Here is a 26,931-nt window from a genome sequence, read left to right on the forward strand (position 1 = left end):
CAATCGCTCCCACGCCACATTTTCACCACCATCAAGCCCCATCTTTTTCCAACTTTTTCATCTTTTTTTGGCCGACCGTCTGACCGGGAACGGCAACGTCCAGGAAATCGCCATGGCGACCATGTTCGGTCATTTCATGCGGCGGCCGATGGAGCGTCGGGTCCTGCTCGGGATCCGGGCGAGAGAGTAAACAACCGGGAGCGGCGGAACACCACCCCGCTCCCGGAACCAGAGGCCCCTTCGGGGGTCTTGCTCTTCGTTCGCGATGAGGTTGCGATCGAAAGCCAGGGCCGGATATGATCGGTCCAAAATCGGATATTTCAGGAATTTGCCGGGGGCTATATAGCGCACGTCGCGCGACAGATTGCCTCTCTGTACAAGCCGTCCGGCCATAAAGCCCTCATTTTTGAGGGCTTTTTTCGTTGAAGAAAAGAGTTTACGACCACCACGAAACGTGCCTATATATTATAGTTCTGAAAAAATCAGAAATCGGTTGACAGAACCTCTCGCAATATGAGAGGTATAGCCTCGTCCGGAGACTCCTCCGGTATCACTACCCCCAAAAAAAATCAGGGAGAATGCCTATAAATAACAAATTCTAAGCGTTGTGTGGTCCTGCCACCCGGCCAACAATTCTGTTGTCCGGCACCCTCTTTCCAAGGAGGACGGCCATGAACTGTAAACCCCAAACCAACCCTGTCCCCGGCGTCGTCCGGGACATCCCCACCACCCCGATCGAGGTCTTCACGACCTGTCGCGAGGTGCCACTTTACGACGGTCAGCTCTCGAGCGGCACCCTCGTCGAGAATTACGGTACGTACGCGAACGTGACCGGCAAATTCCAGGACCGCGATATCTCGTTGCGCGTCGATTACGACGTTGCGAATTGGATCGTCCGGACCGCCGTAAAAAACAAAAAAACCATTGGCGCGGCACCGTACCGCGAACTGCTCGTGACCAAAGTCACAGCCCATGTCCCGGCCCTTGGCGGCGACCTGCTCTGCGGTTCGCTGATCATGCGCGTCGGCAATAGATACGGCGTCAGCGCGTTCATCCAAAAAGAAAACGGCAACCTCGTTCCGAACGGCGCTACGTTCGACAAAAAGGACGGCGAGAAACTGGTCGCGGCAACAAAAGCCAAGCCCCATTGCCGCCGCCCTACAGCATCGATCTGTGCCCTGGGGGTGTAATGTGAATAGCTGTCTCACCCCCTACATCCTGACCGACGAAGCCGGATCCTGTGGCCTTGTCCTGCTCGTCGTCCCCGTCAACGAGATCATCACGGCGGCCCATGCCGCCTGTCTGATCGGCAACGACGACGGCTCATGCTGCTGTGTCATCTCCAAACACCGCCGGCACAACGCCCCGCGTATCCGTCCGCATGTCCGCTGTAAAAAGGGGGTTCGCAATGTCAAAGCCTAAGCTCATGACCAGGTTCCTTGTCGGGTTCGACCTTATCGATCTCCGCCCTGGCACGTGGCCCCTTCATCCGACCTGCGATTTCCCCTATTACGAGGCGTTCCTCCGCGATCACGACTGCCACGAGGATGTCATCTACGAATCTTCGTATGACGATCCGACACGGCTCGGTAGATGTCGCCGCCCCCTTGAGCGCTGCGACCTGACTTGCCCCGAGCCCGAGCTGATCGGCCCATTGCCGTACTGGGATCCACGCGACGAGCCGCCATTCTAACGCCAAAAATCCGCTCAAAACCGCCGGTGGCACGTCTTTTTTCGGCGTGTCACCGGAGAAAAACCACTGGCGCTCACAGGTTTTTCCGTGCGCCATGTTTACGACCACTTGAAACAGCGCTTTATCAAGCGATTTCTTGATGTTACGCACTTGACTTTCTGGATTTCGAGGGTGTCCAATCTGCTCATGACGGTGACAATGCCGAGGCCGAGAGGTTGGCCCGGACGTTCAAGATACCGCAAAAAACCGGAGGAAATAGATGACCGACAACAGTAAACAACAGCCCCCCAACTCGATTCGCGTGCTCCTTAGCCTGCTCGTCGGCGACAAGCAGATGGAAATCCGCAACGTGTCCGGGTTTATCCCCGGCCTGACTCCAAACGGCGGTCAGTTCCACAGCGCGACCGTCTGCAGAGACCGGCGTGGAGACCTCTACTTGCGCCACCCGCACTACTACGTCGACGATTACGGCGAGACGGACACCATTTACGACGTGCGGCTCACAAACAAAATGCTCCTGCTTTTGCTCTACGGTTGCACCTCGCTCGACAACGCCCCTGCTGACAACTTTTTCTACTACCCCGACGGTCTGCCGGAGATCAGCGACGAGGAATTTACTCGTATCTTGAACGATGCCGCAGCCGAGGTCTGCAAGATCAACATGATCAATAACAGCTAACCACACGCCCCTGGAGGCGGCCCAACGGCCGCCCGGGGCGTTGGATTATAAACGGGAAGAAAAAGGAGAAAAAAATGGGGTCAAAGAGAAGAATCATCAAGACAGATGACGGTGCCAGCGTTGACGCCACCGGATTCGTCGAACGGTACCTGCTTGTCGATGAGCAGAACGTCGTCCAGGCGACGACGGACACGCGGGGCAGTTATCGGCTTTCAACGGCAAGACCGGTAAACGGCATCGCAACGGAGTCCCCGGACATGCAACTGGTTTTCTTCCCGCACATGATCAATGCCGTTTTCCCGGACATGCCGGATGACGACAAGCGGGAGATGTACCGGCGCACAAGCGCCGTGCTCGTGGCGGCCGGGGCCATGGACGGCGTTGCGATGATTGAGGACATGATCGTTGCCGAAGAGATATATCAATAAATAAACAGGCGACGCGGCCGGACCCAGGAAACAGTGGCTGGGCGGCCGCAGGAGGCGTCGTGAAGGCCCGTGTGCATGCGCTCTTGGAGGAGCGATGCACACAAAAAAGACAGAAGCAAAATCGGCAGAAACCCATCTCGTATTCACCACCAACGGCGGCGCGATCGACGGTTGCGCCGGGGCGTTCGACGACAAAGCCGCAGCTGATCACGTCGCCACGGAGCTGAGACGGCTCGGACACGACTGTATCGTCGAGACCAGGGAGCGAAACATCGTCATCGTCCGCGTCTCCGGCGACGACGTTGCCCCTGTCCGGACCATCTCCGAGGCGGACATGATCGACCTCGGTAACGGCCAGGTCATCGACAAGGGACACACCGTCGAGGAGGCCATGACACGAGCAAGGGCCGTCCACCACCCAGTCCCCACCACACTCACCAGCCATCACGAAATCAAGGTCAGCACAGACGACTCCGGACGGACAGTCGTCGAGTTCACCGGATCTGCGGCACAGTTAATTGCGGAAAATGCCAGGGAATGCACCCTGGATACCGCCTCCAAGATCAAGGACGGCAACGGTAAACCGACAAGCAAGTTCAGGTCGAACCTTGCCGGACAGATCGGCGAGGCTGCCGGGCAAATCTATCTCCATGGCCCCGTAGCCGGAATGGCACGGTACAGCACGGAGCGGCAGGTCCGGAACGCCGACAAATACCGCGGCGACGGCGGCGTGGATGCGCTGATCGGATCTATGCGAATCGACTTCAAGACGACACTCAGGTTCGCAAGACACGCCGCCCCGGAAAAGTTCCGCCTCGCTGTACGGCCGCACGAGAGGCACCATGAAACGACGTACGTCATGGTCTTGGCCGACAAGATCGGATACGACCACTTCATGGTCACAATCGTAGGGATCTGCCACGAATCCGACCTCCCAGACACCGCCGAAACCGCCGGCACGTTCCGCGGAGCCTACACCGTCCCCGTCCCCCGACTGTCCGCCCCGTCCAACCTCCTGGAGGCAACAGCATGACCGCACCAGACAACACCTACGCCGGCTACACGTCGTTCGGATACGACACAGAATAGGACGACGCCGAAACCGCCGCCCTGCTCTACGAGATCGACGTGTCCGTGTCGGCACGTCTCCGGGAGGACCGTGGATCCGGCGGCCCCCTTAACAGGGAAATCCATTATTCAAGGTTCGACCTGGCCGAGGCCGAGGCTGACGAGATGGCAAGAGCCAGAGGCGAGATCTGATCACTATTGACCTGCAACAGGAGGCCCCGAAAGGGGCCTTCCTCTTTTTAAATCTTTTTCCCCGCAAAAACTTGACCCTGGAGATTGCGCCGAGCGATGATCGGATTCTTTGGGGATGCATTCCCCACCCATTCTCATCTCACTTCCTCCTGGAAGCCGCGGGACCCACCCCCTAAAAAGGGCCGCCAGCTTCCACTTTTTTTGCCATATGCGGTGCAAAAACTGCACATTACGAAACTTTTTTTGATGCAATATTTTGCACAATCTAAAAATATACAGTTATTTCAATATTTTTATGCGTAATGCAAAAACAATGAATCGTCAACTTGTTGAAATAGTTGTTGATTTGCAGAATCGGCGTGGTACGATTCCGTCGATATGGGGAAATCGCATTTGAAAAGATCGGAGGTCGCCAAGACCCTTGGCGTGTCGCAGAAGACGGCTGTCAGACTGCTTGAGAAGTGGGGGGTGGATCCGTGCGCTGATCTCGGTCCCGGACGCGGAATGGGGTACCGCTGGCGGACGGCTGATGTCGTTGCGGCACTCGAAAAAACCAGGCCGCACCGGACGACACCTGCTCCTCGGCCACGGCCACGCAAGAAGGCGCACGGTCTTGATAGTCCGACGCTCATGGCCGACCTTTTCGGCGAATAGCAGAGTCCCGTTGACGCCATTTTCGAGGCGGGGCACCATATCGGTTCCATGAAATATTCCGAGTCTTGAGGAGGACTTATGGCGATCAAGCGGCAAGTGGGGAAGAAAGAGACGCTGTATCACGTCTATTATCGACACCCGTATCTGGACAAGACTGTCTACGAGCCGTTCGGACACGACGAGGATGCGGCCAAGAAACGCAATGCGGAAGTGAAATATTTGCTCAAGTACGACAGGGAGTCGTTCCTGCCGGAGCGGCATGTTGACGACACGGAGAAGACCGGGCCTACCGTCGACGACATACTGTTGCTGTACCTGCAGGATGTCGCCGCAAGAAAAAAGGGGCAGGATCTTGCGAAAGAGAACATGGCGACAACTCTGTCCCACCTGAAATTCGTCCGCCCAATCATCGGCCACATCCCTGTCTCCGAACTGACCAAGACACACCTGCGGGAGGTGGTCGCAGAACTGCGGAAGCCGCATGTAATCGACATGACTTACACCAATGATGGCAAGGTCAAGAAGGTCAAGCGCGAGGTCAAGGGCAACTCCCAGACGACAATAAACAGGAAGGTCGGCATCGTCCAAAGCGCCCTAAATTGGGCCGAGGAGCAGGAGCTTATCGAGGAGAACCCGGTCTTCCGTTTTTCCGGGGCCAAGCGTGGGCCGAACAATAAACCAGCCCCGCCAACCGTCGAGGAGGCCAACCTCATCGTCGCTGCGGCCTCCGATCATGTCCGCCGCGCCGTTGTCCTCGGTGTCGGGACCGGGGCAAGAATGGGCAGGTCCGAGTTGCTGAAGGCGACATGGGCGGACGTGTCGTTCGAGCGCAGCTGCATCCGTATCGCGTCGGCCGAGAAAAACAAGAACATCACGTATCGGGATATCCAGCTTAAGCCAAATGTAATGGATGCCTTGAGATACTGGCGCAAGAAAGACGCGGACACCGGACACGTAGGTCACATCATCCACTGGCGCGGGAAACCGATCAAATCTCTCAAAACGGCTTGGTGGAAGACACTGGAACGTGCCGGGATCACTCGCCGCATCCGCCCATACGACTGCCGCCACCATTTCATAACAGAGGCCCTTCGCAAGGGGTGCGACCTCAAAGCCATATCAACGATCGCCGGTCACGCAGACCCAACCATGATCCTCAAGCATTACCAGGAGGTCGTCGAGGAGACCAAGGCGGCGGTCATCAACTCCACCTCGGAGCTGGAACTGCCGGACCTGGACACAGGCCCACAAGATCTCGCCAAAGCTAAATAGCTACCCCACCATCAACCTGGCGGCGCTCCGGCGCCGCCTTTTTTAGCTCTGTGTCCCGAACCGACTTGAACCGATTTTTATCCTACAACTTATCCGTTTTTAGCCCTATTTTATCCGTTTCACTGTCGGATAAGCCTGTTTTTGCCTTGCAAAAACAGACAGTTAGAACGCATTCCATGCGTTCGGGACGCAGAGATCGGAGGTTCAAATCCTCTCATCCCGACCAGAAAAAACAGGCACTTACATGACATTCATGTAAGTGCCTTTTTCTTTTGTCACATCATTTGTCACATTTTTCTAACACCGAGTCAAAAATAAGCTAAGATTATAACACGATATCAACTATATGCTTTGCGCTCGGAACGCATAGATTGCTCCTCGTGCATTCATTGATTGCCCTGATAAAAAGATATACTTAAATATCAGTCTACAGCTCTTGCCACTATAAGTCCTAACCCCGTACCAAGATATTGCCATGTGGGAACTAATTAAGGACATAGGAATTCCAATTTTGACTTTTGGCCTAGGCTTCCTGTCGAAGCGGTATATCGACAGTAAAAACCTCACTACTGAACACGATATCAGGGTCTTTCATACGCTTGATGCCATAGCCGACGAAAATGCTATGAGAGCAATCTACGGAGGCGCACGCTCAAGCTACCATATTGGTCAGGCTAGAAATAATTTTTATCACTATCTCTCAGAGGCACCGAAAGCATCTAACAAATTCCTTTTTGATATTATCGAAAACAAGAAAACGCAGCTCCTGAAAGCAACCGATGAGTTACTAAGCTACTATGCCATAGAAGGACTACCCACTCGTAACGATGATCAGTCTATTGACCCCGCAACGATGGAGGGGATTTTTGATCGGGATCGAGAAAGGGTCAGGTTCGAACAGGAAGTAATGCCCAAAAGTGACATACTCGCAGAGGCATTCAAAGCAGCCTTCATTGATTACCGAGCCACAGTAAAAAAAAGGCTAAAAGTCTAATTAATAGAACAAACCAGTACGACTTGATACTGTCACATTTCTTGTCACATTCTAGACCCCATTTACGGGTATTTTCTATGTGACATACAAAAATAAATCCAAGTATTACAAACCATACAACGCAAGCCATCCCGTTCGGGACACAGAGATCGGAGGTTCAAATCCTCTCATCCCGACCAGATAAATCAAGGGGTTACGCAATAGCGTAACCCCTTTGTCTTTTCCTCATCTGCTCATCTTCCGATTGCGCCCCCCCATGGGGCGCCCTGCAAAACGGCATGGCCCGTCGAGCGACTCGTCACAACAACGACATCGAGAGCCCGGTTGGCCCAACGGCATTTCACGCGACAACGCCCCGACTCCGACGGGTCCAAGGACATTTCTTGTCACCATTCGTGCTTTCCCCCATATTCGTGTTGACATTCGAGCCCCCCGCCCCTACATGCCGCCAACACAGGCCGGGGTTGCCGGAGTCCATGAATCAAGGGAGGATGGGACATGACCCATGCACAGGAAGAATGGACCGTCGAGCGGTCCGCGGAACTCTATCGCGTCCGGGATTGGGGCGCGGGCTTTTTCGGTGTCTCCGAGAACGGGGACTTGCAGGTAACCGCCCGGCCCGGCGATTTTTCCGGGGCGGTATCCATTCCCGAGATCATCGGGGGAATCCAGGCGCGCGGGCTGGACATGCCGGTGCTGCTGCGCATCGAGAATCTCCTGGAAACCCAAATCACGCTGCTCAACGAGAGCTTTCTCCAGGCCATGGACAAACTCGCCTACCGGGGCGCCTATCTCGGCGCCTACCCTATCAAGGTCAACCAGCAGCAACAGGTAGTCGAGGCGGTCACCCGCCATGGCCGCAAATACCACCACGGGCTGGAGGCCGGGAGCAAGGCCGAGCTTATCGCCGCCCTGGGCATGCACAACGACCCCGACGCCGTGCTTGTCTGCAACGGCTACAAGGACGAGGAATTCGTGGACCTGGCTCTGCACGCCGTACAGCTCGGCTTCCGGTGCGTGCTGGTCATCGAGATGCCGAGCGAGCTTCAACTGATCATCGAACGCTCCCGGGCGCTGGGCGTGGAGCCCATCCTCGGCGTGCGCGCCAAGCTCTCCTCCCAGGCCACGGGTCAATGGGCCGAGTCCGGCGGCGACCGCTCCATCTTTGGCCTCAACGCCTCCCAGATCATTGAGATCATCGACAGCCTCAAGGAGGCGGGCATGCTCCATTGCCTGCAACTGCTCCACTACCACCTGGGCTCGCAAATTCCGAATATCCGGGCGATCCGCACCGGCGTGGCCGAGGCGGGACGCATCTACGCCGGACTCACGGCCGAAGGCGCGGGCATGCGCTACCTCGACCTGGGCGGAGGCCTGGCCGTGGACTACGACGGCACCCGGACCAGCCTGTCCAGCAGCCGCAACTACTCGGTCCACGAATACTGCGCGGACATCATTGAAGGAGTCATGACCGTACTCAACGAGCAGGGCGTGGACCACCCGACCATCATCACCGAGTCCGGGCGGGCCCTGGTCGCCTACTATTCCATATTGCTTCTCAACGTGCTTGACGCCGCACGCTTCGAGCCCGAGCCCCTGCCCGGTGCCCTTCCCGAGGACACCAACATCCACATCCGGCACCTTCACGAGACCATGCTCGCCCTGACCCGCGACAACGTCCAGGAGAGCTTCAACGACGCCCTCTACTACCGGGACGAGGTCCGCCAGGCATTCAACCAGGGAATCATCACCTTCCGAGAACGAGCGCTGGGCGAAAACGTCTTCTGGCTGACCATGCGCACCATAGCGGTCCTGGCCAGGGACCTGCCCTCCCTGCCCCTGGAGCTTGAGGGATTGACCCGCACTTTGTCGGATATCTACTACTGCAATTTCAGTGTGTTCCAATCACTGCCCGACGCCTGGGCCATCAACCAGCTCTTTCCGGTCATGCCGGTGCACCGGCTGGATGAAAAGCCCACTCGCGAGGGGTCCCTGGCCGACATCACCTGCGACTGCGACGGCAAGATCGACCGCTTCATCGAGGGGGCCGGGGTGGACCGGACCATGGCCCTGCACGCCCTCAGGCCGCTGGAGGAATACTACCTTGGCGTGTTCCTCGTGGGCGCGTACCAGGAAACCCTGGGTGATCTGCACAACCTCTTCGGCGACACCAACGTGGTGACCATCCGCATCATGGACAACGGAAAGTACGAATTTGTGAGCGAACTCGAAGGCGACACCGTGGAAAATGTACTGTCCTATGTGGAGTACGACACCAAGGCCCTGCTCACCCGGTTCCGCGAAACCGCCGAGGCGAGCGTGCGCAAGGGACTGATCACCCCGGCACAACGCCGGGAAATCCTCCAGGCCTACCGAAACGGGCTGCAAGGCTACACCTACCTCGAACGTTAGGCGACCCCGCCCGCTCCGTCCGACAAAACAATTGCAGCCCCGGACACCATTGGTGTCCGGGGCTGCGGCTTCATGCGCCTGTCCACCGGGCGACAGGGGGCGCTATCCTCGGAGGGTGAGGCACATGATGGCCCGAACGGGAGATCGCCCGGAGGGTCCTGAGCTTAGTCCCTGCCCGCTTCGGCAATGACCGTGACGTCGGCGTCCCGGGTGTATTCGGCCCCGGCATCCGCGTCGTAGCAGGTCAGTCCGCAACGCAGGCAGCGACTCGCCTCCTTCCGAGCCTTTTCGTAGGAGATGGAACCGGCCACTTCCTCCTTGAAGGTGTGCCGACGCTCCTCCACGCTAACCAGGGGCTCTTGAACCCTGGGGATGGAGTATGTCACGCGCATGTCCTTGAGAATGGATTCCGGGATGACCTGGACCTGCTGATTGTCCGGCTCGGGAACCGTTCCCTGGGTGACGTGAAAGTGGATGGAACGTGCGGCACGGCGTCCTTCGGACACCGCCTGGATGAGGATGTTGCGGCCGGTGTGGACCTCTCCGCCCACGAACACGTTGGGGATGTCGGTTTGCAACGTGGTCGGGTTCGCGCTGATCCCACCGGTCTTCTTATCCATATTGAACAGGGGATTGCCCTCGGCATCGCGCAGCAGACTGTCGTCCACCAGGCGGTCCGTGGCTGCGACGACCATATCGGCCGCCACAAAGGAATTGGTCCCGGACACGGGATTGGGGCCGCCCTTGGCCTTTTCCGGATCGTCGTAGGCCAGGTCGCAATAAGTCACACCGCAGACAATGCCGTCCTCGGCCACCAGGCCCAGCGGCGCGGTCATGTAGCGGAGGTCTGCCCCGATTTCGACGGCACGCTGAATCTCCTCCTTGTTGGCGGACATCTTGCGCTGGATGCTCGGCACCAGGGCGATGGCCGTGGCGCCGAGGCGGATAGCGCTGCGGACCACGTCCATGGCCGTGTTGCTGCCGCCGACCACGACCACTGTCTTGCCGCGAAGGTCGGTGTATTCCCGCCCAACGGCGTTCAGGAAGGAAATGGAGTCCTGCACTCCCTGAACATCATCGTTTTCGATGCCGAGCGACGGCACCTTCCAGGCGCCCGTGGCAATGAAGATCGCCTCGAACCCCTCATTCTCAAGATCGGCCAAGGTCACGTCCCGGCCGAAGGTCACGCCGGTGCGGGCCTCCACACCGAGGTTGAGAATGGTCTGCACTTCCCAATCCACCACCTTCTTGGGCAGCCGGTACTCCGGGATGATGCCGCGCATCATGCCGCCGATGTTCTGGCGCTTCTCGAAGATAACCGGCTCATGCCCCACGCGGCGCAGGAAGTAGGCGCAGGACAGCCCGGCCGGGCCGCCGCCGATGATGGCCACTTTGTGTCCGCTGGGCGGATTGCAATGCAGGGCGACGCGATTGCCCGAGCGCATCTCCCAGTCCGCCACGAAACGGTGCAGGGTGTGGATGGCCACGCCTTCGTCCACGATCTTGCGGCGGCAAATGTTCTCGCACGGGGCCGGACAGACGCGGCCCACGGCCAGAGGCAGCGGATTGTGCTCCTTGATGGTCAGGAGCGCGCCGCGCATGTCGCCCTGCTTGAGCTGCTGGATGTACCGGCGCACGTTGATCTGGGCCGGGCACTTCTGCATGCACGGAGCCAGGCAGTCGTCGGTCTGGTTAAGATGCAGGAGCACGCTGGTCACGCTGGAGATGCGGATGGCCCCGGTGGGGCACGCCTCGGCGCACTTGCCGCAGGACCGGCAGGCGTTCCAGTCCACCACCGGCAACCCGGCGTCGCTCAGGCGGATGGCGTTGAAGCCGCAGACCTTGACGCAGGTGCCCAGACCGATGCAGCCGATGCCGCAGGACTTCTCGCCGCCGTAAAGCAGCGCCTCGGCGCGGCAGTCCTCCACGCCCTTGTAGTCGAACAGCAGGTTGGCCCGGGAGCCGCCGCTGCATATGTTCGTGGCCACCTTGGGCTCCTTGAACTGCACCTCGGCCCCCATGATCCCGGCGATGCGCGCCGCGACTTCCTGGCTGGCCACCACGCAGACCTCGGGCGCGGCCTCGCCGTTGACCACGGCGGCGGCCGCCGCCGTGCAGCCCGGATATCCGCAGCCGCCGCAGTTGGCGCCGGGCAGGCACGCTTCGACCCTGGCCACACGCGGGTCCTCCTTGACGTAGAGGATGCGGGAAGCGACGGCCAGGATGGAGGCCGCCGTCAGCCCCAGGAGAAACAAAACCAATATGGATGAGGTTACCATGATCTCGTCCTTGTACTTGTACGGTTACGCGGCCATGCCCTGAAAGGCGAGAAAGACCAGCGACATGATGCCCGCCGTGACGAGCGCCACCGGAATGCCGCGGAAAACGACCGGCACCGGAGAAACGTCAAGCCGCTCACGGATGGCGGAGATGATGACCAGGGCGATGAGGAAACCGATGCCCGAGGCAAGGGAAAAGGCCATCGCCTTAACGAACGAATAGTTGCTGCGCTGAACCATGATGGCCACGCCCATGACCGCGCAGTTGGTGGTGATCAACGGCAGGAACAACCCGAGCGAGGCGTGCAGGGGCGGAATGACCTTCTTCAGGAAGAGCTCCACGAACTGGACCAGGGAAGCGATGACCAGAATGAAGACAATGGTCTGGAGGTAGCCGATGCCGTAGGGGTTCAACACATATTGCTGCAGGGGCCAGGTAAAGGCCGTGGCCATGAGCATGACGAAGATGACCGCCGCGCCCATGCCGATGGCCACGTCCGTGGACTTGGACGTGCCCATGAACGGACAGGTGCCCAGGTACTGGACCAGGACGATGTTGTTGATGAAGATGGCCGAGATGAACAGCATGAAGTAATCCATGATCTAGCCCTCCCTCTTGGCCGTAATGCACAGGTTGCAGCCCGCGCAGGACGCGCAGGCCGTATTCTGCGGCTCGGTTTCGGGTTCGCCCTTGCGTCGGCTCAGATACCGGTTGAACGCATTCATGCCCGCCAGGATCACTCCCAGGCAGACGAATGCGCCGGGGGCCATGACCATAAAGTGCGCGGGCTGGAAGGAGTCCCAGGCCACCGGAATGCCGAAGACCGTGCCGCTGCCGAAGCCCTCGCGCAAGGCCCCGAGAAAGGTCAGGGACAGGGTGAAGCCGAGCCCCATACCCAGGCCGTCGGCGATGGACGGCAGGACCGGATTCTTGGAGGCGAAGGCCTCTGCGCGGCCCAAAATGATGCAGTTGACCACGATGAGCGGCACGAAGATGCCAAGCTTCTGGTACAGGGAATAGGTATAGGCCTGCATGAGCAGCTCCACGGCCACCACCAGCGAGGCCGCGATGACGATGAAGCAGGCGATGCGCACCTTGCTCGGAATGACCTTGCGCAGGCCCGAGATAATGGCGTTGGACAGGGTCAGGACGAAGAGCACGGCCACGCCCATGCCGAGTCCGTTCTCCGCCGTGGAGGTCACGGCCAGGGTCGGGCACAGCCCGAGGACCACGCGAAACGGCGGCAGCTCGTCCCACAGCCCCTTGAGGAATTCCTTCTTGAGGGAAGCACTCATTATATAGCTCCTTAGGACGCCGGCCAGAGGTCGGCGATTTGCGGCTTGATGCCCTTGTACAGAGTGAGGGCCTTACGCACCGCGTCCACCGCTCCGGTGGACGAATAAGTCGCTCCGGCCACGGCGTCGATGTCGCCGTCCTTCGAACTCAGGGCCATGGAGTCGAGGCCATGTCCCTTGAACTGCTTGAGGAAGGCGGACTTCATGATCCGCGTGCCCACGCCCGGGGTCTCGGTCTGGGTGGTGATGCCGATGCCGATGAGCCGATCGGCGTTCACGTCGAAGCCGACCATGACCCCGACATCCCCGGAATAGCCGGGAGCGAATGTCTCGAAGGCCACGCCCACGAGCTTGCCGGAGCGCCTGGCCGGGAACACGGTCACCCCGTCCACGGTCTTTCTCTCGGCGATGGGGTCGTTGTCGCACCCGGCGAGCACGGTCATCAGGGCCGGGCCCTGAACATTGACGAGCACCTGTTGTTCGATCTTGTCCTTGGTGGCCCGCTTCAGGTTGACCAAAAGGGTACCGGAAGCGGCGCAGATAAGGGACAGGACCACGATCATATTGATAATTTCACGCATGGCTATCTGACTCCGAAGAACTTGGGACGAAGACGGTCCAACAGCGGGCTGAGGAGGTTCGCCACCATGATGGCGAAGGGCACGCCGTCGGGATACACCCCGTAGACGCGGATGATCACGACCATGGCCCCGACAATGAGGCCGAACACGGTCTGGGGAATCTTGCCGACCGGGCTGGAGGCCACGTCAGGGGCCAGGAAAAAGGCCCCGAACACGGTGCTGCCCGCCAGAAGGTGGAACATGGGATCGGCATAGGCCGTGGGGTCGATCATCCAGAAGGCGGTCGCCGTGCCCGCCACGCCCAGAAGGAAGCCCACCGGGATGAACAGGCGGATCCAGCGGGTGGCGAGCAGGAAAAGACCGCCCGCGGCCAGGGCCATGACCTGCGACGACCCCAGGCCGCCGAGCTGCCGCCCGACGAACAGGTCCATATAGTCGAACTGGAGGAGGCTGCTCACTCCGAAATGCATGAGCTGGTCCACGGGGCTGTTGGCCACGTAGCTCGCCAGATTGAGGTCGATATCCATGGCCGCGGGCCAGGAGAAGCGACAGACGGCCCAGGCGACCAGCGGGGCGCAGACCGGATTGCAGCCGAAACCGCCGAACACGGTCCTTCCGAGGGCGATGGTCAGGACGCCGCCGATGGCCACCAGCCACCAGGGCGCTGTGGCCGGGAGCAGGAAGGCGAAGAGCACGCCCGCGTACAGGGCCGAGTAATTGTCAACGTCCACGTCGCGCTTCTGGAGCCGCAGACAGAGGACTTCGGTGAGCACGGCCGCGGTTCCGGCCAGGCCGATGACCGAGATCGCGCGGTAACCGTACATGACCACCGCCATGACGGCGGCCGGCAGCAGAGCCAGCAGATGGGCCTGCATCATGCCCTGGATGGTCCGCCCGCTGCGCCAGTGCGGCGGCGGCGAAACCGTCAACCGGAGCGAGACGTCGGACATGGCTTTGAGTATGGGAGGATTCATATCGTTCATCATCCTTAGTGTTGTCGAACTTCGTGGTTGTTCCCCGTACCGGCTAGGCCTGGGCGTCCTGGCCCTTGGCCCTGAGCTGCGCTTTGGCGAAACGGATATATTGGAGTAACGGCCGCCTGGCGAAACAGTTGAAAGCGCACAGACCGCACTCGAAGCAACTGTTCAGGCCGTACCGCTCGGCTTCCTCGAACCGCTCGTATTCGGCGCAGCGGCTGATGAGATGAGGCTGGACCCGTGCCGGGCACTGGAGGACGCATTCCCCGCAGTTGATGCAGGCGGCGTCCTGAACCGCCGGAATGGCGTCCGAGGAGGTGATGAACAGGCCGTAGTCTGTCTTCTTCACGCCCTCGTCCAGGCTGTAGATGGCCTCGCCCCGGAACGGCCCGCCCAGGACGATGGTGTCGCCGGGATGGGTGTCGAGACCGAGGATATCCAAAAGATGCCGCACGGGCGTACCGATGGGCACGCGATAGTTGTGCCCGGCGATGGTCATCACGGTCTCGGTGATGGGCAACCCGGTCAGGACCACCTGGCCCAAGTCATACAGATCCATGACGTTGATGACCCGGGTGCCCTCGGGGAATTCCTTGCCGGTCACGGCCCGGACCACCAGGGCGTCGAGGGAATATGGGTACTTGGCCCGGACCCCTACGGTCTCGGCCCCCGGAATGGAGACCGGATCGCCCTTGGGCGCGGCCAGGACGGTCCGATTGGGCGCAAGCAGCTTGCGCGCCAGGGCCAGACCGGCGGCCAACTCCTCGCGGCCGTCCCGCAGCAGTTGCTGGGCCACGGAAACGCCCGGTTCCGGATTCAGGCCGTTGATAACCAGGACCTCGGCCCTGCCCATGAGCTGAATAACATTCACGCCGAGCCCCTGCAGGACGCGCAGCAGCTCCGCACCGTTGCCCATGGAGTTCACGTCCACCGGGGAAACGGTCTCTTCGCCGCCCGTGCAGCGCAGGATCAGGCTGTGATAGTTGACGCCCGTGACCTTGCCGCCCGCGGCCGCGTGGAAGGCTCCTCCGCCGGGAGCGGGGTGTTCGGCAATAACCTCGCCCTTGGTCAGGACGCTGCCCTTCTTGGTTTTCAGCACCAGGTTGCGGACCTGGATATGCAGTTCTTCCGGAAGCGCCAGATCGCGAATGGAATTGATCAGTTCTGAATCAAGGGAATATTGTATCTTGAGCATGGATTACCTCGCGTGGCACTGGTAGCAGGCGTCGTCGCCGAAGGGGCCGCCGTTTTCCTCGTGGCACCCCATGCACAGGGTGTGGAAGGCCTCGCCCCGGGTGGGAATGGATTCCACGTCCGGCCACTCATCCTTGGGAAGGGGGCCGGCGGGCACGCCGTCATGACAGCGCAGGCAGGCCTTCTGATCCGAAAACGCCTTGGGGTGGTTGAGACGGAATTGTTCGTCGAACTCCGCCGGATGACACGCTCCACACGGCAGATAGCTTTTCTCGCCTTCAATGCCGTCGTGGTGACAGTCTTCGCAATCGGCTCCATAGTCCTGGGCGTGCACCTGGTGGGCGAACACGACCCGCCCGCCGGTGTTGTCCAGGATGACCCGCGCCGGCACATCCTGCTTCTCCACCGGGATGGCATAGCCGATCACGGCCCCTGCAAACAGGAGCGCCACGATCGCTGAAATGATGAAATATCGGTTCTTCAACTGGTCAATCCTCGCTCGGATAAGGGTTTTACACACACGGGAGGTACTCCCGTCTTTTTGGGCGCCCGGCCTCATTCCCACGTTCCGATTGATTAGTCAATCAGTAATAAAGGAAGCAGAAAGCATGCCATTTAAGACGCATTACCCCAACTAGATAAAATAGTTACAACATATTAATATAATGACTGAAATAATAGCAAACGAGACAGCGTGTCCAGCCAGGGAATCATGCAAGCCCCCCGAACCTGTCAGCCCAGATCTCGCAAAGTATACTTTTGCGGTATGGATTTTAGCAGAAACTGGGCGTATCCCGCCTCTACCCGTCAGCGGTTATTCAGAAGATCCTCCTTTGAAATTAATATGTTCTATTTAACAACAACGCAATAAACTCGCCATTACAGGGGCATTCCCCCACATCTCGCAACCCGGTGAATCGCGCAAAATCGACGCCACCCCCCTTTTGCGCGAACAAACCGGGAAGATTTCCCCCGGCCACCACTTTTATCCAATATTTTAGATGGGCGCTCACTGTCCCAAAAGATAAACCGGGACGATTCCGGCGGAGCGTTGTCCAGGTCACGCACCAACGACACGAAACGCCGTTCGCGCGCGCACTCGAGCGGCCGCAAAGGCCGTCAGCTCGGCATTTGCGGTTTGTTCAGGACGACCAGAAGGAATTCGGCCAGATGTTGGGCGGTATTGATGAAGCTCATAACCTGAAAGTAGCGGCGCACCTCGAACCGTTCGATGACGCCTTCTTCGCGCAATTCGATGAATCGCTTCTCCACTTCGTCCACGGCCTTGGCCAGGGGGTGGGGGTCGTAATGGGCGCCCCGTCCGATGGCTCGCAGTGCCTGCGCTATATTCTCGGCCAACTGGGTGAGTTCCGGAGCCATGATGATGTCGAAACCATCGCCCTCCACCTCGTTGAGCAGGCTGGGCGTGGACTGAAGCCGCTCCACCACCGAATTGAGCGTGTTGACCTGCACGGCGAGCAAATCCATGTCGTCGCGGAAGACCCGCCTCTCGGTGGAATAGATTTTGTTGTACAGCACCCGGTTGGCCTGGACCTCGCGGGCCAGGTCGAAGAACAGGTCCGGATCGGTCTTCCGCTGGCGATGAAGAAAGTTGCCCATGAGCAGCAAAACGTTGTCCGCCACCTGGTCATATTGGTCGCTCAACCGTCCGAGAAGCGCCGAGGTGGTCCGGTTGGGCCAGACCGCCACCGAAACCAGGAAGGCGCAAAGCACGCCGATACCGATCTCAGCCACTCGGAACAGGGTGAATTCGATACGGTGCTCCGCCCCCAGGCTGGTCAGAAAAACAATGGACATGGTGATGGCCGCCATGCGGTAGCGCACATCGTAGCGCGTCAGGTAGGCGCAGATGCCCGTGCCCAGAAAGATGGCCACCAGGGTGAAACCATGGGTGGGCGGAAAAATGAGGATCATCAGGATGCCCATGCCCGCGCCGATGGCGGTGCCGGTGAACCGGTACAGGCTCATCTGGATGGAGTCGGCCACATGCATCTGCATGACAATGACCGTGGTGATGACCGCCCAATAGCCATAAGGCATGCCTATCCAGCCTGCGGCCGCATAGGCCAGGACGCTGGCCAGGCCGACCTTGAGTCCGTGCCGAACGTGACTGCTGATATTTTCCGCGTTGAAAGCCATTCCGTGCCTTGTGGGGTGATTGTATGTCGACCATATCCGAATGAACGGACAGGTCAACGCCGTCCGGCCCTTTCGCATAAGGACCGGGTCGGGTCAACCCCGAAGTTTCACACCGGAACGGTTGGAGGACCTATTCGCCCGGCTTGGCCATCCCTTCGAAGCGCTTGAGCTTTTCGCGCAGTGTCTTGCGATTGATACCGAGGATTTCGGCCGCCCGGGTTTTGTTGTCCCCGGTCATGACCAGGACGTTACGGATGTGTTCGAGCTCGACCTCCTCCAGCGTACGGTTGACGCTGCCCTCGCGCGGCAGGCTGAAGCGCATGGCTTCGGGCAGGTCGGTGACCCCGATGGTGTCGTGGTCCACAATGACCACCAGCCGCTGGATAAGGTTTTCAAGTTCGCGGACGTTGCCGGGCCAGTCGTAGCGCCGCAAGGCCTGCAGGGCTTCATCCGAGATGGTCGGCGGCACGCGGTGCATGCCCTTGGAGAACTCGGCCAGGAAATGGTTGATGAGTACGAGCAGATCGTCCCCGCGTTCGGAAAGGGGCGGCACGTGGATATCAATGACGTTGATCCGGTAAAAGAGGTCTTCGCGGAATGTCCCCTCGTCCACCATACGCCGCAAGTCCTTGTGGGTGGCGGCCAGGATGCGCACGTCCACGGTCTTGCCGATGCTCGACCCCACTTTGCAGAATTCTTTGGACTGGAGAACCCGCAGGAGCTTGGCCTGCATGGTCGGGCTGGCGTCGCCGATCTCGTCCAGGAAAATGGACCCGCCGTTGGCTACCTCGAAAAAGCCCGCCCGGGATTCCTTGGCCCCGGTGAAGGCCCCCTTGACGTGACCGAACAGTTCGCTTTCCACCAGGCTGTCCGGGATGGCCGTGCAGTTGACCGGCACGAACGACGCGGTCCGACGGTCGCTGTTGTAGTGCACGGCCCGGGCCACCAGCTCCTTGCCGGTGCCGGAATCGCCGCTGATGAGCACATTGGCGTCCGAGGCCGAAGCCTTGCCGATGCGCTGAAAGACGTGCTCCAGCTCGGGCGAGGTGCCGATAATCCCGAAATTGTCCGGCGGCGTGTCGGCCGATGACAGCACCCGCCTGCGCTGCAGCCGCTCCACGATGCGCCCCACCGAGGAAAGCAGCTCTTCGGTGGTGAACGGCTTGGCCAAATATTCCCCGGCTCCGTCCTTGATGGCCTCCACCGCTCCGGGGATGGAGGGATAGCCGGTGATCATCATGATTTCCACATCCGGCAGGTTGGCCCGCACGTGTCTGATCAGGTCCAGCCCCGAGGCCACGGGCATGCGGTAGTCGGTGATGACCAGGTCGATGGCCTGGTCTTCGAGCAGGGCCACGGCCTCATCCACCCGGCCGCAGGTGAAGACGTCGTATCCGGCGGGCACAAGATTGCGCTTGAGCACCTCCAGAGTCGATTTACTGTCGTCCACGGCCAATATGCGGATATTCCTGCTCATGCCCCATCATCCTCCGGGTCGCGCAGATGGCAGGGAAAGCCGACTTCCACCCGGGTCCCCTCCTCCGGCGAACTTTCCACCTGAATGAATCCCCCGTGGGCCTTGACGATGCCATGTATCACGGACAGCCCCAGGCCCGACCCCTTGTCCACGTCCTTGGTGGTGAAAAACGGGGTGAAAATCATCTTAAGCACGTCCGGGGTCATGCCCGGCCCGGTATCTTCGACCACCAGATAGGCATCGCTCTCGTGATTGATGGTCCGGATGGTCACGGTGCCGCCGTTGACCATGGCCTGGATGGCGTTGACCACCAGGTTGACCACTACCTGCTTCATGTGCTGCGGGTCGGCCAGGATCTTCGGAAGGGTGCGATCGAAGTCGCGAACGATCTCGATGTCGTTGCGCCGGGCCCCGGACTCGGTGATGCGCAGGGCCTGCTCCACGGTTTCGTTGAAATCGATGAACGTCGGCTGGGGCGGCAACTGGCGCCCGAAGAACATGAGCTTGCGAATGATTTCCCGGGCGTGCAGCGAAGAGTCCACGATGTTGTTCAGGTCCGTGGCCACCTGGGTGGGCAGGTTCGGGGTCTGGAGGGCAAGTTCGGCAAACCCGAGGATATTGGCCAGGGGTTCGTTGATCTCATGGGCGACCCCGGCCGAGAATTGGCCGATCTTGGCCAGCCTGTCGGATTGCCGCAGTTGACGTTCGAGTTCCTGCTTGGCCAGGCGGGTTTCCCGCTTGGACACGAGAATGACCACCTGCTGGACCACGGTGGTAAACAGATCGCACTCGTCCTCCAGAAAACCGGGCCGAGCCGCGTCGTCACGCACGGCCACACTGAGCGACCCCCGCTTCTCGTTGTTGACGACGAGATCGGACTTGAGCATATGGCCGCTCTCCTCGAAGCCGGGAGTCTGAAAGATCTTATGCCCGAGCCGAAGCCGTGCGTAGGTCATCTCGGGGTTCTGAAAGGCCGCCGGAAGGAGCTCGACCACCTGGTTCAGGAGATCGTCCATGGACCGGTGAATCTCACCCATGAGCTGGCTCAGGGAATAGAGACAACTGAGTTCCTTGTTGCGCTCAAGCAGGGTGAACCGCTCGCGCAACAACCCCTTTTCGCGCAGGACCAGGTCGGTCACGTCCTGGCCAACACACAGCAGGCTGACCACCTCGCCGTTGGAATCGGTCAGCGGCTTGAGATTCCAGTTGACGTAGACCGTGTCGCCGTCCTTGGCCCGGATGCGCCCGGCAAAGGCGGTCACGCCCTGGCCGTGGGCCCCTTCGAGCAGGGCCCGGCGGGCCATTTCCCGCTCATCCCGGGGAATGAAGACCTCGAACCAGTCGCGGCCCGCCAGTTCCTGGAGGTGATAGCCGGAGAGGTGTTCCAGCTCGGAGTTGCCGTGGATGATCCCCCCGTCCAGGTCGAGCGAGACCACGATGCCGTGGGTCAACTCCATGACGGTGTCGTAATAGTTCTGGAGATTCATGCACGCTTCCTCATTTGAAGAAAATACAATCATTTCGGCCAGGAGTAAATCCCCTCATGGATGAATGCGCGATCCGGCGGCCAAGAAAGCCGCCGGACCACGCGGGGCTAGGGTATGCTGCGCATTCCGAGGTCTAGTGACTGAGCTTGAGCCCCCACCCTTCGAAGACGAAGAGGATGGCGAAGCCGTACCACAAGGTATAAGCCACATAGAAGACCAGGGAGAAGATCACCAGACCGATATCGTCGCTGATGTGCTGGGCCTCCACCTTGTAATAATTATAGGACGCCTCAATAGCCTTGGTCCGGACCGTGTCCACGACCTTGGCGGACTCGAACATGCTCTGCTTGTTCAGGGACTTGCTCATGAGCTTGAGGGATGTCCACCAGTTGAACAGGGAACGGCGCGGAGCTATGCCGTACTTGGTCTGCATGGCGTCGCCGTTGTTGTCGTACATAAGCTTGGCGTCGTCCAGACTCGCCCCCAGGATTGTCCCCAGGGAACCGGTCACGCGCAGGGCCGGGCCGTCCACCGAAGCCGTCGCACCGGCCTTGGTGAACAGTTGGGCGGATTGCAGGGCCTCGGCATCGGTGCCGTAGGTCAGGTTCAGATCCACATCCTTGTCGTTGTAGGGAGCGACATCGGTCTTCAACGCACCCGAGTAGTCAATGGACCCCTTCGAGATGGAATTGTACAAATTGTCCAGGAACTGCATGGCGTTGTGCCCATGGTAGATAGGCTGGAACATCATGAACAGGACCACGAAGAAGACGGCCAGCAGGCTGAAGCCCGTATAGAATTCCTTTTTGTTGTAGATCATGGCCTTAAGCCTCCTTTCTCTTGAGCTTGGAAATGTTCATCAGGAAGGTCCCCACCACCCAGACGGAGAATCCGCCGATGACGATGAAGAACGCCCAGATGCCGATGGTATTGAGCACGGCTCCGGTCCCCGGCGAGAGCGAGATGATCTCCATTTCGGCCAGCTTGCTCGGCAGGGCGAATATCCGGTTCATGAAACCGGCCAACACGGCCATGGCGTAGAAGCCCCGGATGGTGATGCCGGGCACGATCTTGGTCACCAGGGCGCCGATCTGGATGCCCAGCAGGGAACCGATGAGCATGCCCATGGCCAGGGTGTAGAAGATGAAGCCGTAGATGGCGTACTGGGTGATGGACGCGAAGCCCGCCGTGAACACGATCTGGAATATGTCGGTGCCCACCGTGGTCATGGAGGAGACGCCGAGCACGTAAACGAAGATCGGGAAGGTCAGGAAGCCGCCGCCGACACCCATGATGCCCGCGGCCAGGCCGACCAGAGCGCCGGACATGACCAGGAATATCCAGGAGATTTGACGGCCTCCGGCCACCAGGTCCTGGTCGAACTTGATCATGGGCGGGCACTTGACGTCCTGCAGGTTACGACACAGGGCGCCGATCTCGACCCCTTCGCCGCCGTGGGCGTCGCCGCCCTTCTCCGCCTTGCGCGAGCGCAGGAAGTCGGCCAGGGCGTAAAAGCCCAGGAAGCCAAGCATCAGGGAGTACACGGTGGTGATGAAGGCGTCGCTCAAGATCGGGTTGATCTCGTACAGCACGCGGTTGATCACGCCGCCCGCTGTGGCTCCGAGCACGGCACCCACCAGGAAGACGACGGCCAGGGACACGGACACGTTGCCCAGCTTGCGGTGGATGACGCTGCCCATGATCGCCTTGGCGAAGATGTGGAACAGGTCGGTGCCCACGGCCAGGATGCCCTTGATGCCTGCGGACATGAGCGCCGGGGCGATGATGAAACCGCCGCCCGCGCCGATGCAGCCGGTAATCAGGCCCGCGCCCACACCGATGGCGATGGAAACCAGAAAGATGCCCAGGCTGTAGAAAGCCGGGCTGTATGCCTTTTTGCCGCCGAGCAGGTGCGGCAGGGCCGGCCCGATGTCGTCGGCGAAGGCCACGCCGATCAAAATGATGGGAATGATCATCAGTCCGATGAGCAGCAATTTCTTGCGGCTACTCACGATGGACTTGGCGTTTTCGATCTCCCACTGGGCAAGGGCTCCGGCCCCCGCCATCATGAATCTACCCCATTGGCTGAAAAATCGCATGATTATCCTCGCTTCCTCTTGTTTTGTTCAACCCGTCCGAAGCACCCACCCTCGGGCCGATCACTTCGAATTGCTTCTCTTCCTCATGGCCGCATCTTCTATTTTGCGAACCAGCTCCTCCAGATCCGCCGGCTTCAGGAGGTAATCGAACGCCCCCATGGCCAAACTGGAAATGACGATGTCCGTATTGGCGTGGGCGGTCAGCATGACCACCTCCACCTCGGGATGACGCCGCTTGATGGCGCTCAGGGTCTTGATCCCGTCCATGCCCGCCATCTTGATGTCGAGCAGGACCACGTCAAAGGGACTAGAGGCCATGATCTCAAGGGCCTGAGCCCCGCCGCCCGCGGTCATTACGGACACCCCCCTCCGGCCTAGACGCTTGGCCAGGGCATCGGTGTACCCGGCCTCGTCGTCGATGAGCAGTACCCTGACGTCGTTCATGCCCGTACGCTCCCGGCCCCCAGTTCGAGTGCCTTGGTGAGCAATCGGTCAAATTCCACGGGCTTGGAGAGATAGCCCGCCGCACCGAGCTTGATGCACTCGTCGCGGGCCTCCTCGCTGCCGTGGCCGGTCAGCATGAGCACCGGCATGTCCGGGGCCATCAGCCGGAACACCTTGAGAATCTCGATCCCGCTCATGCCCTGGAGCTTGAGATCCACGATGGCCACGTCGAACTCCTCGCGGCGAAGCAGCCGCACCGCTTCATCGCCGCTCGCGGCCGACGCCGCTTCCACGCCGCGCCGACGCATGCGCTTGCACAGGACCTCGGCGAACCCGGTCTCATCGTCCACGATGAGCAAACGCACGTCCCGGCCCGCGCCGCCGGCTGTGTCCACGGTCCTGTCCACGCCGCCTACCCCATGCGCCCGGCGATGTCGCTAACCCGGGCCTCGATGGCCTCTTCCTCGCGCTCGCCCTTGAGCGCCACGGCTTCGGCGATCTTCTTGTTCAGGTCCTCGAAGCTGCACGGCTTCATAAGGTAGTCATATGCCCCGTGCTGAATGCCTTCCACGGCCGAAGGGACCGTGGCATGGCCGGTCAGCATGATGACTTCGACCAGGGGGTGCGCTTCCTTGATCTCCTGCAACACGACCAGGCCGTCCTTGCCGGGCATCTTCATATCCAGGATGACCACCTGAATGTTCGGATATTCCGCCAACTGGACCATGGCCTCGTCACCGTCGAAGGCTTGGAAAACGGTCATGTTGCGCTTTTCGAGCCGCTTGGCCATGGTTTCGACGAACCCTCGCTCGTCGTCCACGATCAAAACAGTGGCATCAGTCATGTTGAATCTCCTGTCGCGTTTCAGGTTGCCTGGTGGACGCGGGCAGCGGCAAACGGATGGTGAACCGCGTGCCCTTGCCCATTGCGCTTTCCACGTCTATCTCTCCACCCATCTGGTGGATAATGCCGAAACATATGGATAATCCGAGTCCGCTCCCCTTGCCCACAGGCTTGGTGGTGAAGAACGGATCGAAAATGCGGCCCAGATTCGCGGCCGGAATGCCGGGGCCAGTGTCCTCCACGGCAATGACCGCCTGGCCGTCCTGCACGCCGCAACGGAGGGACAGCTTGCCGCCGTCTGGCTCCATGGCCTGGATCGCGTTGTTGACCAGATTGAGCAGGACCTGTTGCAGTTCGGTGGCCGATGCGGAAATGCACGGCATGGACTCGTCCAGATCGAGGTTGAAGTCCACTTGGGCGAACCGGGCCTGCTGCATGGAGATGTCCACCACTTCGCGGATGAAATCGGGTACGGCCATCTCGGTCACCCGGGAATCGGACTGCCTAGCAAAGGAAAGGAGCTTGTGGGTGATATCCTTGCACCGTCGCCCCTGGTTGCCCACCTGGGTCAACGCCCGCCGAATCTCGCCATAGGAAGGCAGGTCCTTGCCTTCGTCCTCCATGAGGTCGCCGACCCAGCCCGCCTCCTCGATCATGATGGCTACCGGATTATTGATCTCGTGCGCGATGCCGGCGGCCAGCTCGCCGATGGCCGCCAGCTTGCCGGTCTCGACGATCTGCTTGCTCATGAGCTCGGACTCCTGATCGATGGCCTGGAAACGAAGCACGAGCTTGCGCGAGATGATCAGGGCCATGGCCACGATGGCCAGGCCACCGATGAGAAAGATGCCCAGGGTCACAAGTTCGGTGCGGGTCATGGCCGAGAAGGCGTCGGAGGTCTTCTGCTGATAGACCAGCTTCCAATCCCCGCCCTTGAGGGGCGCGGTCACCGTGACGTACGTATCGCCCCCGCGGTCCACGGATTCAAAGATGGATACCCCGGCCAAGGAGCTGATGTCGCCAACCTGACGGCGCGGGGTCAATTCCAGATCCTGGTTGCGCTCGTCCTTGGGCCGGGTCTGGTACACGCCCCGCCCGTTCAGGATGTAGGCGAAGCCGGTCTCGCCGATGCGGATGTTCTGGACCAGGTAGCTGAAGGACAGGAAGTCGATGGTCGCCCTGAGAGTCCAGCGCGCCTCGCCCCGTCCCTGGCTGATGGAGATGATGAAGTGGGGGGACTGGCGCAACCCCTCGAACACATCGCTGATGATGGCGTCGCGTTCCTTGGAGTTGCGAAACCAGTCCGCCCCGGAGTAGTCCGCTCCCAAAAGGTTAAACGGACCGGCATAGGCCACCTGGCGGCCTTGGCTGTCAACCACGCCCAGGTCAACGAAGATGCGGCCGTACTGCTGCTGCATCCCGCGCAGGGCCTTTTCCAGGTGGTTCGAGGTGGTCAGGTATTCGAAAGAGGAGGTCCGGGCGATGTATTGGACCTCGGTGAGCTTGTCTTGCAGGAAAGTGTTGATGTCGGCCGCGTGCTTGTCCACGACCTCGCCCAGATGGGCGAAAACCTTTTCGGTATATATTGAGCGGAACTGATGGAAGATGAGTCCGCCCACTAAGATGAGCGGGGCGAAAGATACCGTGATGACCGTCAGCGACAGATTGCGCGACAGGTTGTCGTATGATGACTTCCGCTCGGGATGCATGGCCCCACTCTCGGTTGCGGTCTCGGCCGTCCCGGCCGTATACCCTTCACCTCTACCTGATCACCATGAGCAAGCCGTGTGCCATAACCGCCTTCGCCCCAATGGGACAGTGATGACGACGATTAATCACAATATACTAGAATTACTAACCTTGTTTAAAGACATTTCCCCGCAACCGTCTCATTCTCGACGACCGGGAGGCGGGCGCGACATCCCGATGCCTACGCTTTTGGGGTAAAATCGGTACTTTTTGCCCCGGCGGAACAAAAAGTACCGCACCCATCAATACACCCCGGATCCCCGTATGAAAGGGCACACATCCAATCCATAGCATGACATGGGTAAAAACGCCCCACTTTTCCATTCATTCCTTTGAATAGGTTTGGCATTTTTTTTCACCCCGGTAGGCCCGCTCGCCGGTTCCTTCCGAACCACAATGCCATAACAAATTGTAATAACAGAGTATTAGCAACATTCAACAAGTGGAGAAAAAAGTATCATGACCTGTTGCATTTCCCACCGTCAGCATGTTCATTGAAGAGAAACCTCACAGGAGAGACCACGTCATGCCCGATTCCATCCGCATATTACTCGTTGACGACGAACCCGCCTTCGTCTCGGTCCTGTCCCGCCGACTCGGCCATATGGGGGCGCGGGTGCATACGGCCGAGGGCGGGGTCGAGGCCTGGGCCGTGCTGGAATCCGGCCCCGTGGACGTGGTTCTGCTGGACATGAACATGCCCGACCTGAACGGAATCGAGACCCTCAAGATCATCCGCAAGAATTTTCCGGCCACTGAGGTCATCGTGCTCACGGGCGAAGGCGACATGGCCCGGCACATGCAATCCCTGGATGCCGGCGCCTTCGACTTTCTCCTCAAGCCCGTCCCCCTGGAACGGCTTTGGAAACGCATTCTGGACGCCGCCGGACGATAATTCCCGCGCTCCGATCGGCCCGGACGGCAGAAGAACTTCCCGCCATGCAAAACGTGGT

The 26,931-nt window shown here is 59.8% G+C and carries 26 protein-coding genes; 9 read left to right on the forward strand and 17 right to left on the reverse strand.

Features of this window, described 5'->3' with window-relative positions; all coding sequences use genetic code 11:
- Positions 1–671 precede the first annotated feature (671 nt).
- Positions 672–1,190: a hypothetical protein gene (locus J0909_RS05355; protein ID WP_207261096.1), complete on the forward strand. Its 519-nt coding sequence runs from the start codon at positions 672–674 to the stop codon at positions 1,188–1,190.
- 1 nt (position 1,191) lies between these two features.
- Positions 1,192–1,422: a hypothetical protein gene (locus tag J0909_RS05360; RefSeq protein ID WP_207261097.1), complete on the forward strand. Its 231-nt coding sequence runs from the start codon at positions 1,192–1,194 to the stop codon at positions 1,420–1,422.
- Here J0909_RS05360 and J0909_RS05365 read toward each other — a convergent pair.
- Positions 1,412–1,843, reverse strand: a complete 432-nt coding sequence (locus J0909_RS05365; protein ID WP_207261099.1) for a hypothetical protein — start codon at positions 1,841–1,843, stop codon at positions 1,412–1,414. The genes J0909_RS05360 and J0909_RS05365 overlap by 11 nt on opposite strands.
- A gap of 109 nt (positions 1,844–1,952) precedes the next feature.
- Between J0909_RS05365 and J0909_RS05370 the strand changes: the two genes are divergently transcribed.
- The 6 genes from J0909_RS05370 (at position 1,953) to speA (ending at position 9,392) form a co-directional block, all read left to right on the forward strand.
- On the forward strand, positions 1,953–2,372 hold the full coding sequence (locus tag J0909_RS05370) for a hypothetical protein (protein WP_207261100.1): 420 nt from the start codon (positions 1,953–1,955) through the stop codon (positions 2,370–2,372).
- 74 nt (positions 2,373–2,446) lie between these two features.
- The gene (locus J0909_RS05375; protein WP_207261102.1) at positions 2,447–2,800 is read left to right on the forward strand and encodes a hypothetical protein; all 354 of its coding nucleotides are present in this window, start codon (positions 2,447–2,449) and stop codon (positions 2,798–2,800) included.
- 94 nt (positions 2,801–2,894) lie between these two features.
- Entirely contained in the window at positions 2,895–3,833 is a 939-nt protein-coding gene (locus tag J0909_RS05380) for a hypothetical protein (RefSeq protein ID WP_207261104.1), read from the forward strand.
- Positions 3,834–4,792: 959 nt separating this feature from the next.
- Positions 4,793–5,986: a tyrosine-type recombinase/integrase gene (locus tag J0909_RS05385; RefSeq protein WP_207261106.1), complete on the forward strand. Its 1,194-nt coding sequence runs from the start codon at positions 4,793–4,795 to the stop codon at positions 5,984–5,986.
- A 475-nt stretch (positions 5,987–6,461) separates the two neighbouring features.
- Positions 6,462–6,980 (forward strand): hypothetical protein, encoded by a 519-nt coding sequence (locus J0909_RS05390; protein WP_207261108.1) that lies wholly within the window; start codon positions 6,462–6,464, stop codon positions 6,978–6,980.
- A 498-nt stretch (positions 6,981–7,478) separates the two neighbouring features.
- Entirely contained in the window at positions 7,479–9,392 is a 1,914-nt protein-coding gene (speA, locus tag J0909_RS05395) for a biosynthetic arginine decarboxylase (protein WP_207261109.1), read from the forward strand.
- A gap of 164 nt (positions 9,393–9,556) precedes the next feature.
- Here speA and J0909_RS05400 read toward each other — a convergent pair whose 3' ends face one another.
- The 16 genes from J0909_RS05400 to J0909_RS05475 form a co-directional block, all read right to left on the reverse strand.
- Positions 9,557–11,671: an FAD-dependent oxidoreductase gene (locus tag J0909_RS05400; RefSeq protein WP_207261110.1), complete on the reverse strand. Its 2,115-nt coding sequence runs from the start codon at positions 11,669–11,671 to the stop codon at positions 9,557–9,559.
- A 24-nt stretch (positions 11,672–11,695) separates the two neighbouring features.
- The gene (locus J0909_RS05405) at positions 11,696–12,271 is read right to left on the reverse strand and encodes an electron transport complex protein RnfA (RefSeq protein WP_207261111.1); all 576 of its coding nucleotides are present in this window, start codon (positions 12,269–12,271) and stop codon (positions 11,696–11,698) included.
- A gap of 3 nt (positions 12,272–12,274) precedes the next feature.
- Positions 12,275–12,967 carry an electron transport complex subunit RsxE gene (gene rsxE, locus J0909_RS05410; RefSeq protein ID WP_207261112.1) on the reverse strand — a complete coding sequence of 231 codons (693 nt, stop codon included), beginning with the start codon at positions 12,965–12,967 and terminating at the stop codon, positions 12,275–12,277.
- A gap of 11 nt (positions 12,968–12,978) precedes the next feature.
- Positions 12,979–13,548 (reverse strand): RnfABCDGE type electron transport complex subunit G, encoded by a 570-nt coding sequence (gene rnfG, locus J0909_RS05415; RefSeq protein WP_207261113.1) that lies wholly within the window; start codon positions 13,546–13,548, stop codon positions 12,979–12,981.
- Between the two features lie 2 nt (positions 13,549–13,550).
- The gene (locus J0909_RS05420; RefSeq protein ID WP_207261114.1) at positions 13,551–14,522 is read right to left on the reverse strand and encodes an RnfABCDGE type electron transport complex subunit D; all 972 of its coding nucleotides are present in this window, start codon (positions 14,520–14,522) and stop codon (positions 13,551–13,553) included.
- Positions 14,523–14,574: 52 nt separating this feature from the next.
- Positions 14,575–15,720, reverse strand: coding sequence for an electron transporter RnfC (locus J0909_RS05425; RefSeq protein ID WP_207261115.1), 1,146 nt, complete (start codon positions 15,718–15,720; stop codon positions 14,575–14,577).
- Between the two features lie 3 nt (positions 15,721–15,723).
- Positions 15,724–16,203 (reverse strand): cytochrome c3 family protein, encoded by a 480-nt coding sequence (locus J0909_RS05430; protein WP_207261116.1) that lies wholly within the window; start codon positions 16,201–16,203, stop codon positions 15,724–15,726.
- A gap of 635 nt (positions 16,204–16,838) precedes the next feature.
- Positions 16,839–17,879, reverse strand: a complete 1,041-nt coding sequence (locus J0909_RS05435; protein ID WP_207261118.1) for an FUSC family protein — start codon at positions 17,877–17,879, stop codon at positions 16,839–16,841.
- 130 nt (positions 17,880–18,009) lie between these two features.
- Complete coding sequence (locus tag J0909_RS05440; RefSeq protein ID WP_207261120.1) at positions 18,010–19,356, reverse strand: sigma-54-dependent transcriptional regulator; 1,347 nt, start codon at positions 19,354–19,356, stop codon at positions 18,010–18,012.
- The gene (locus tag J0909_RS05445; RefSeq protein ID WP_207261122.1) at positions 19,353–20,843 is read right to left on the reverse strand and encodes a PAS domain-containing sensor histidine kinase; all 1,491 of its coding nucleotides are present in this window, start codon (positions 20,841–20,843) and stop codon (positions 19,353–19,355) included. Before J0909_RS05445 ends, J0909_RS05440 begins: the two co-directional genes overlap by 4 nt.
- 133 nt (positions 20,844–20,976) lie before the next feature.
- Positions 20,977–21,663 (reverse strand): hypothetical protein, encoded by a 687-nt coding sequence (locus tag J0909_RS05450; protein WP_207261124.1) that lies wholly within the window; start codon positions 21,661–21,663, stop codon positions 20,977–20,979.
- 4 nt (positions 21,664–21,667) lie between these two features.
- Complete coding sequence (locus J0909_RS05455; RefSeq protein ID WP_207261126.1) at positions 21,668–22,942, reverse strand: sulfite exporter TauE/SafE family protein; 1,275 nt, start codon at positions 22,940–22,942, stop codon at positions 21,668–21,670.
- 60 nt (positions 22,943–23,002) lie between these two features.
- Positions 23,003–23,386 carry a response regulator gene (locus tag J0909_RS05460; RefSeq protein ID WP_207261128.1) on the reverse strand — a complete coding sequence of 128 codons (384 nt, stop codon included), beginning with the start codon at positions 23,384–23,386 and terminating at the stop codon, positions 23,003–23,005.
- Positions 23,383–23,781 (reverse strand): response regulator, encoded by a 399-nt coding sequence (locus J0909_RS05465; RefSeq protein WP_207261130.1) that lies wholly within the window; start codon positions 23,779–23,781, stop codon positions 23,383–23,385. Before J0909_RS05465 ends, J0909_RS05460 begins: the two co-directional genes overlap by 4 nt.
- 17 nt (positions 23,782–23,798) lie before the next feature.
- Positions 23,799–24,230, reverse strand: coding sequence for a response regulator (locus J0909_RS05470; RefSeq protein WP_207261132.1), 432 nt, complete (start codon positions 24,228–24,230; stop codon positions 23,799–23,801).
- Positions 24,223–25,938: a sensor histidine kinase gene (locus J0909_RS05475; protein ID WP_207261134.1), complete on the reverse strand. Its 1,716-nt coding sequence runs from the start codon at positions 25,936–25,938 to the stop codon at positions 24,223–24,225. The genes J0909_RS05470 and J0909_RS05475 overlap by 8 nt, the downstream gene beginning before the upstream one ends.
- A gap of 566 nt (positions 25,939–26,504) precedes the next feature.
- On the opposite strand from J0909_RS05475, the gene J0909_RS05480 reads away from it, so the two are divergent.
- Entirely contained in the window at positions 26,505–26,873 is a 369-nt protein-coding gene (locus J0909_RS05480) for a response regulator (RefSeq protein ID WP_207261136.1), read from the forward strand.
- The last annotated feature ends 58 nt before the right edge of the window (positions 26,874–26,931 follow it).

The organism is Desulfovibrio sp. Huiquan2017, assembly GCF_017351175.1.
Lineage (GTDB): Bacteria > Desulfobacterota > Desulfovibrionia > Desulfovibrionales > Desulfovibrionaceae > Pseudodesulfovibrio.

Excerpts from the sequence above, each read along its gene's own strand:
- J0909_RS05355 (WP_207261096.1), top strand. The coding sequence starts at position 672 with ATGAACTGTAAACCCCAAACCAACCCTGTCCCCGGCGTCGTCCGGGAC.
- J0909_RS05370 (WP_207261100.1), top strand. The coding sequence starts at position 1,953 with ATGACCGACAACAGTAAACAACAGCCCCCCAACTCGATTCGCGTGCTC.
- J0909_RS05375 (WP_207261102.1), top strand. The coding sequence starts at position 2,447 with ATGGGGTCAAAGAGAAGAATCATCAAGACAGATGACGGTGCCAGCGTT.
- J0909_RS05380 (WP_207261104.1), top strand. The coding sequence starts at position 2,895 with ATGCACACAAAAAAGACAGAAGCAAAATCGGCAGAAACCCATCTCGTA.
- J0909_RS05385 (WP_207261106.1), top strand. The coding sequence starts at position 4,793 with ATGGCGATCAAGCGGCAAGTGGGGAAGAAAGAGACGCTGTATCACGTC.
- J0909_RS05390 (WP_207261108.1), top strand. The coding sequence starts at position 6,462 with ATGTGGGAACTAATTAAGGACATAGGAATTCCAATTTTGACTTTTGGC.
- speA (WP_207261109.1), top strand. The coding sequence starts at position 7,479 with ATGACCCATGCACAGGAAGAATGGACCGTCGAGCGGTCCGCGGAACTC.
- J0909_RS05400 (WP_207261110.1), bottom strand. The coding sequence starts at position 11,671 with ATGGTAACCTCATCCATATTGGTTTTGTTTCTCCTGGGGCTGACGGCG.
- J0909_RS05405 (WP_207261111.1), bottom strand. The coding sequence starts at position 12,271 with ATGGATTACTTCATGCTGTTCATCTCGGCCATCTTCATCAACAACATC.
- rsxE (WP_207261112.1), bottom strand. The coding sequence starts at position 12,967 with ATGAGTGCTTCCCTCAAGAAGGAATTCCTCAAGGGGCTGTGGGACGAG.
- rnfG (WP_207261113.1), bottom strand. The coding sequence starts at position 13,548 with ATGCGTGAAATTATCAATATGATCGTGGTCCTGTCCCTTATCTGCGCC.
- J0909_RS05420 (WP_207261114.1), bottom strand. The coding sequence starts at position 14,522 with ATGAATCCTCCCATACTCAAAGCCATGTCCGACGTCTCGCTCCGGTTG.
- J0909_RS05425 (WP_207261115.1), bottom strand. The coding sequence starts at position 15,720 with ATGCTCAAGATACAATATTCCCTTGATTCAGAACTGATCAATTCCATT.
- J0909_RS05435 (WP_207261118.1), bottom strand. The coding sequence starts at position 17,879 with ATGGCTTTCAACGCGGAAAATATCAGCAGTCACGTTCGGCACGGACTC.
- J0909_RS05440 (WP_207261120.1), bottom strand. The coding sequence starts at position 19,356 with ATGAGCAGGAATATCCGCATATTGGCCGTGGACGACAGTAAATCGACT.
- J0909_RS05445 (WP_207261122.1), bottom strand. The coding sequence starts at position 20,843 with ATGAATCTCCAGAACTATTACGACACCGTCATGGAGTTGACCCACGGC.
- J0909_RS05450 (WP_207261124.1), bottom strand. The coding sequence starts at position 21,663 with ATGATCTACAACAAAAAGGAATTCTATACGGGCTTCAGCCTGCTGGCC.
- J0909_RS05455 (WP_207261126.1), bottom strand. The coding sequence starts at position 22,942 with ATGCGATTTTTCAGCCAATGGGGTAGATTCATGATGGCGGGGGCCGGA.
- J0909_RS05460 (WP_207261128.1), bottom strand. The coding sequence starts at position 23,386 with ATGAACGACGTCAGGGTACTGCTCATCGACGACGAGGCCGGGTACACC.
- J0909_RS05470 (WP_207261132.1), bottom strand. The coding sequence starts at position 24,230 with ATGACTGATGCCACTGTTTTGATCGTGGACGACGAGCGAGGGTTCGTC.
- J0909_RS05475 (WP_207261134.1), bottom strand. The coding sequence starts at position 25,938 with ATGCATCCCGAGCGGAAGTCATCATACGACAACCTGTCGCGCAATCTG.
- J0909_RS05480 (WP_207261136.1), top strand. The coding sequence starts at position 26,505 with ATGCCCGATTCCATCCGCATATTACTCGTTGACGACGAACCCGCCTTC.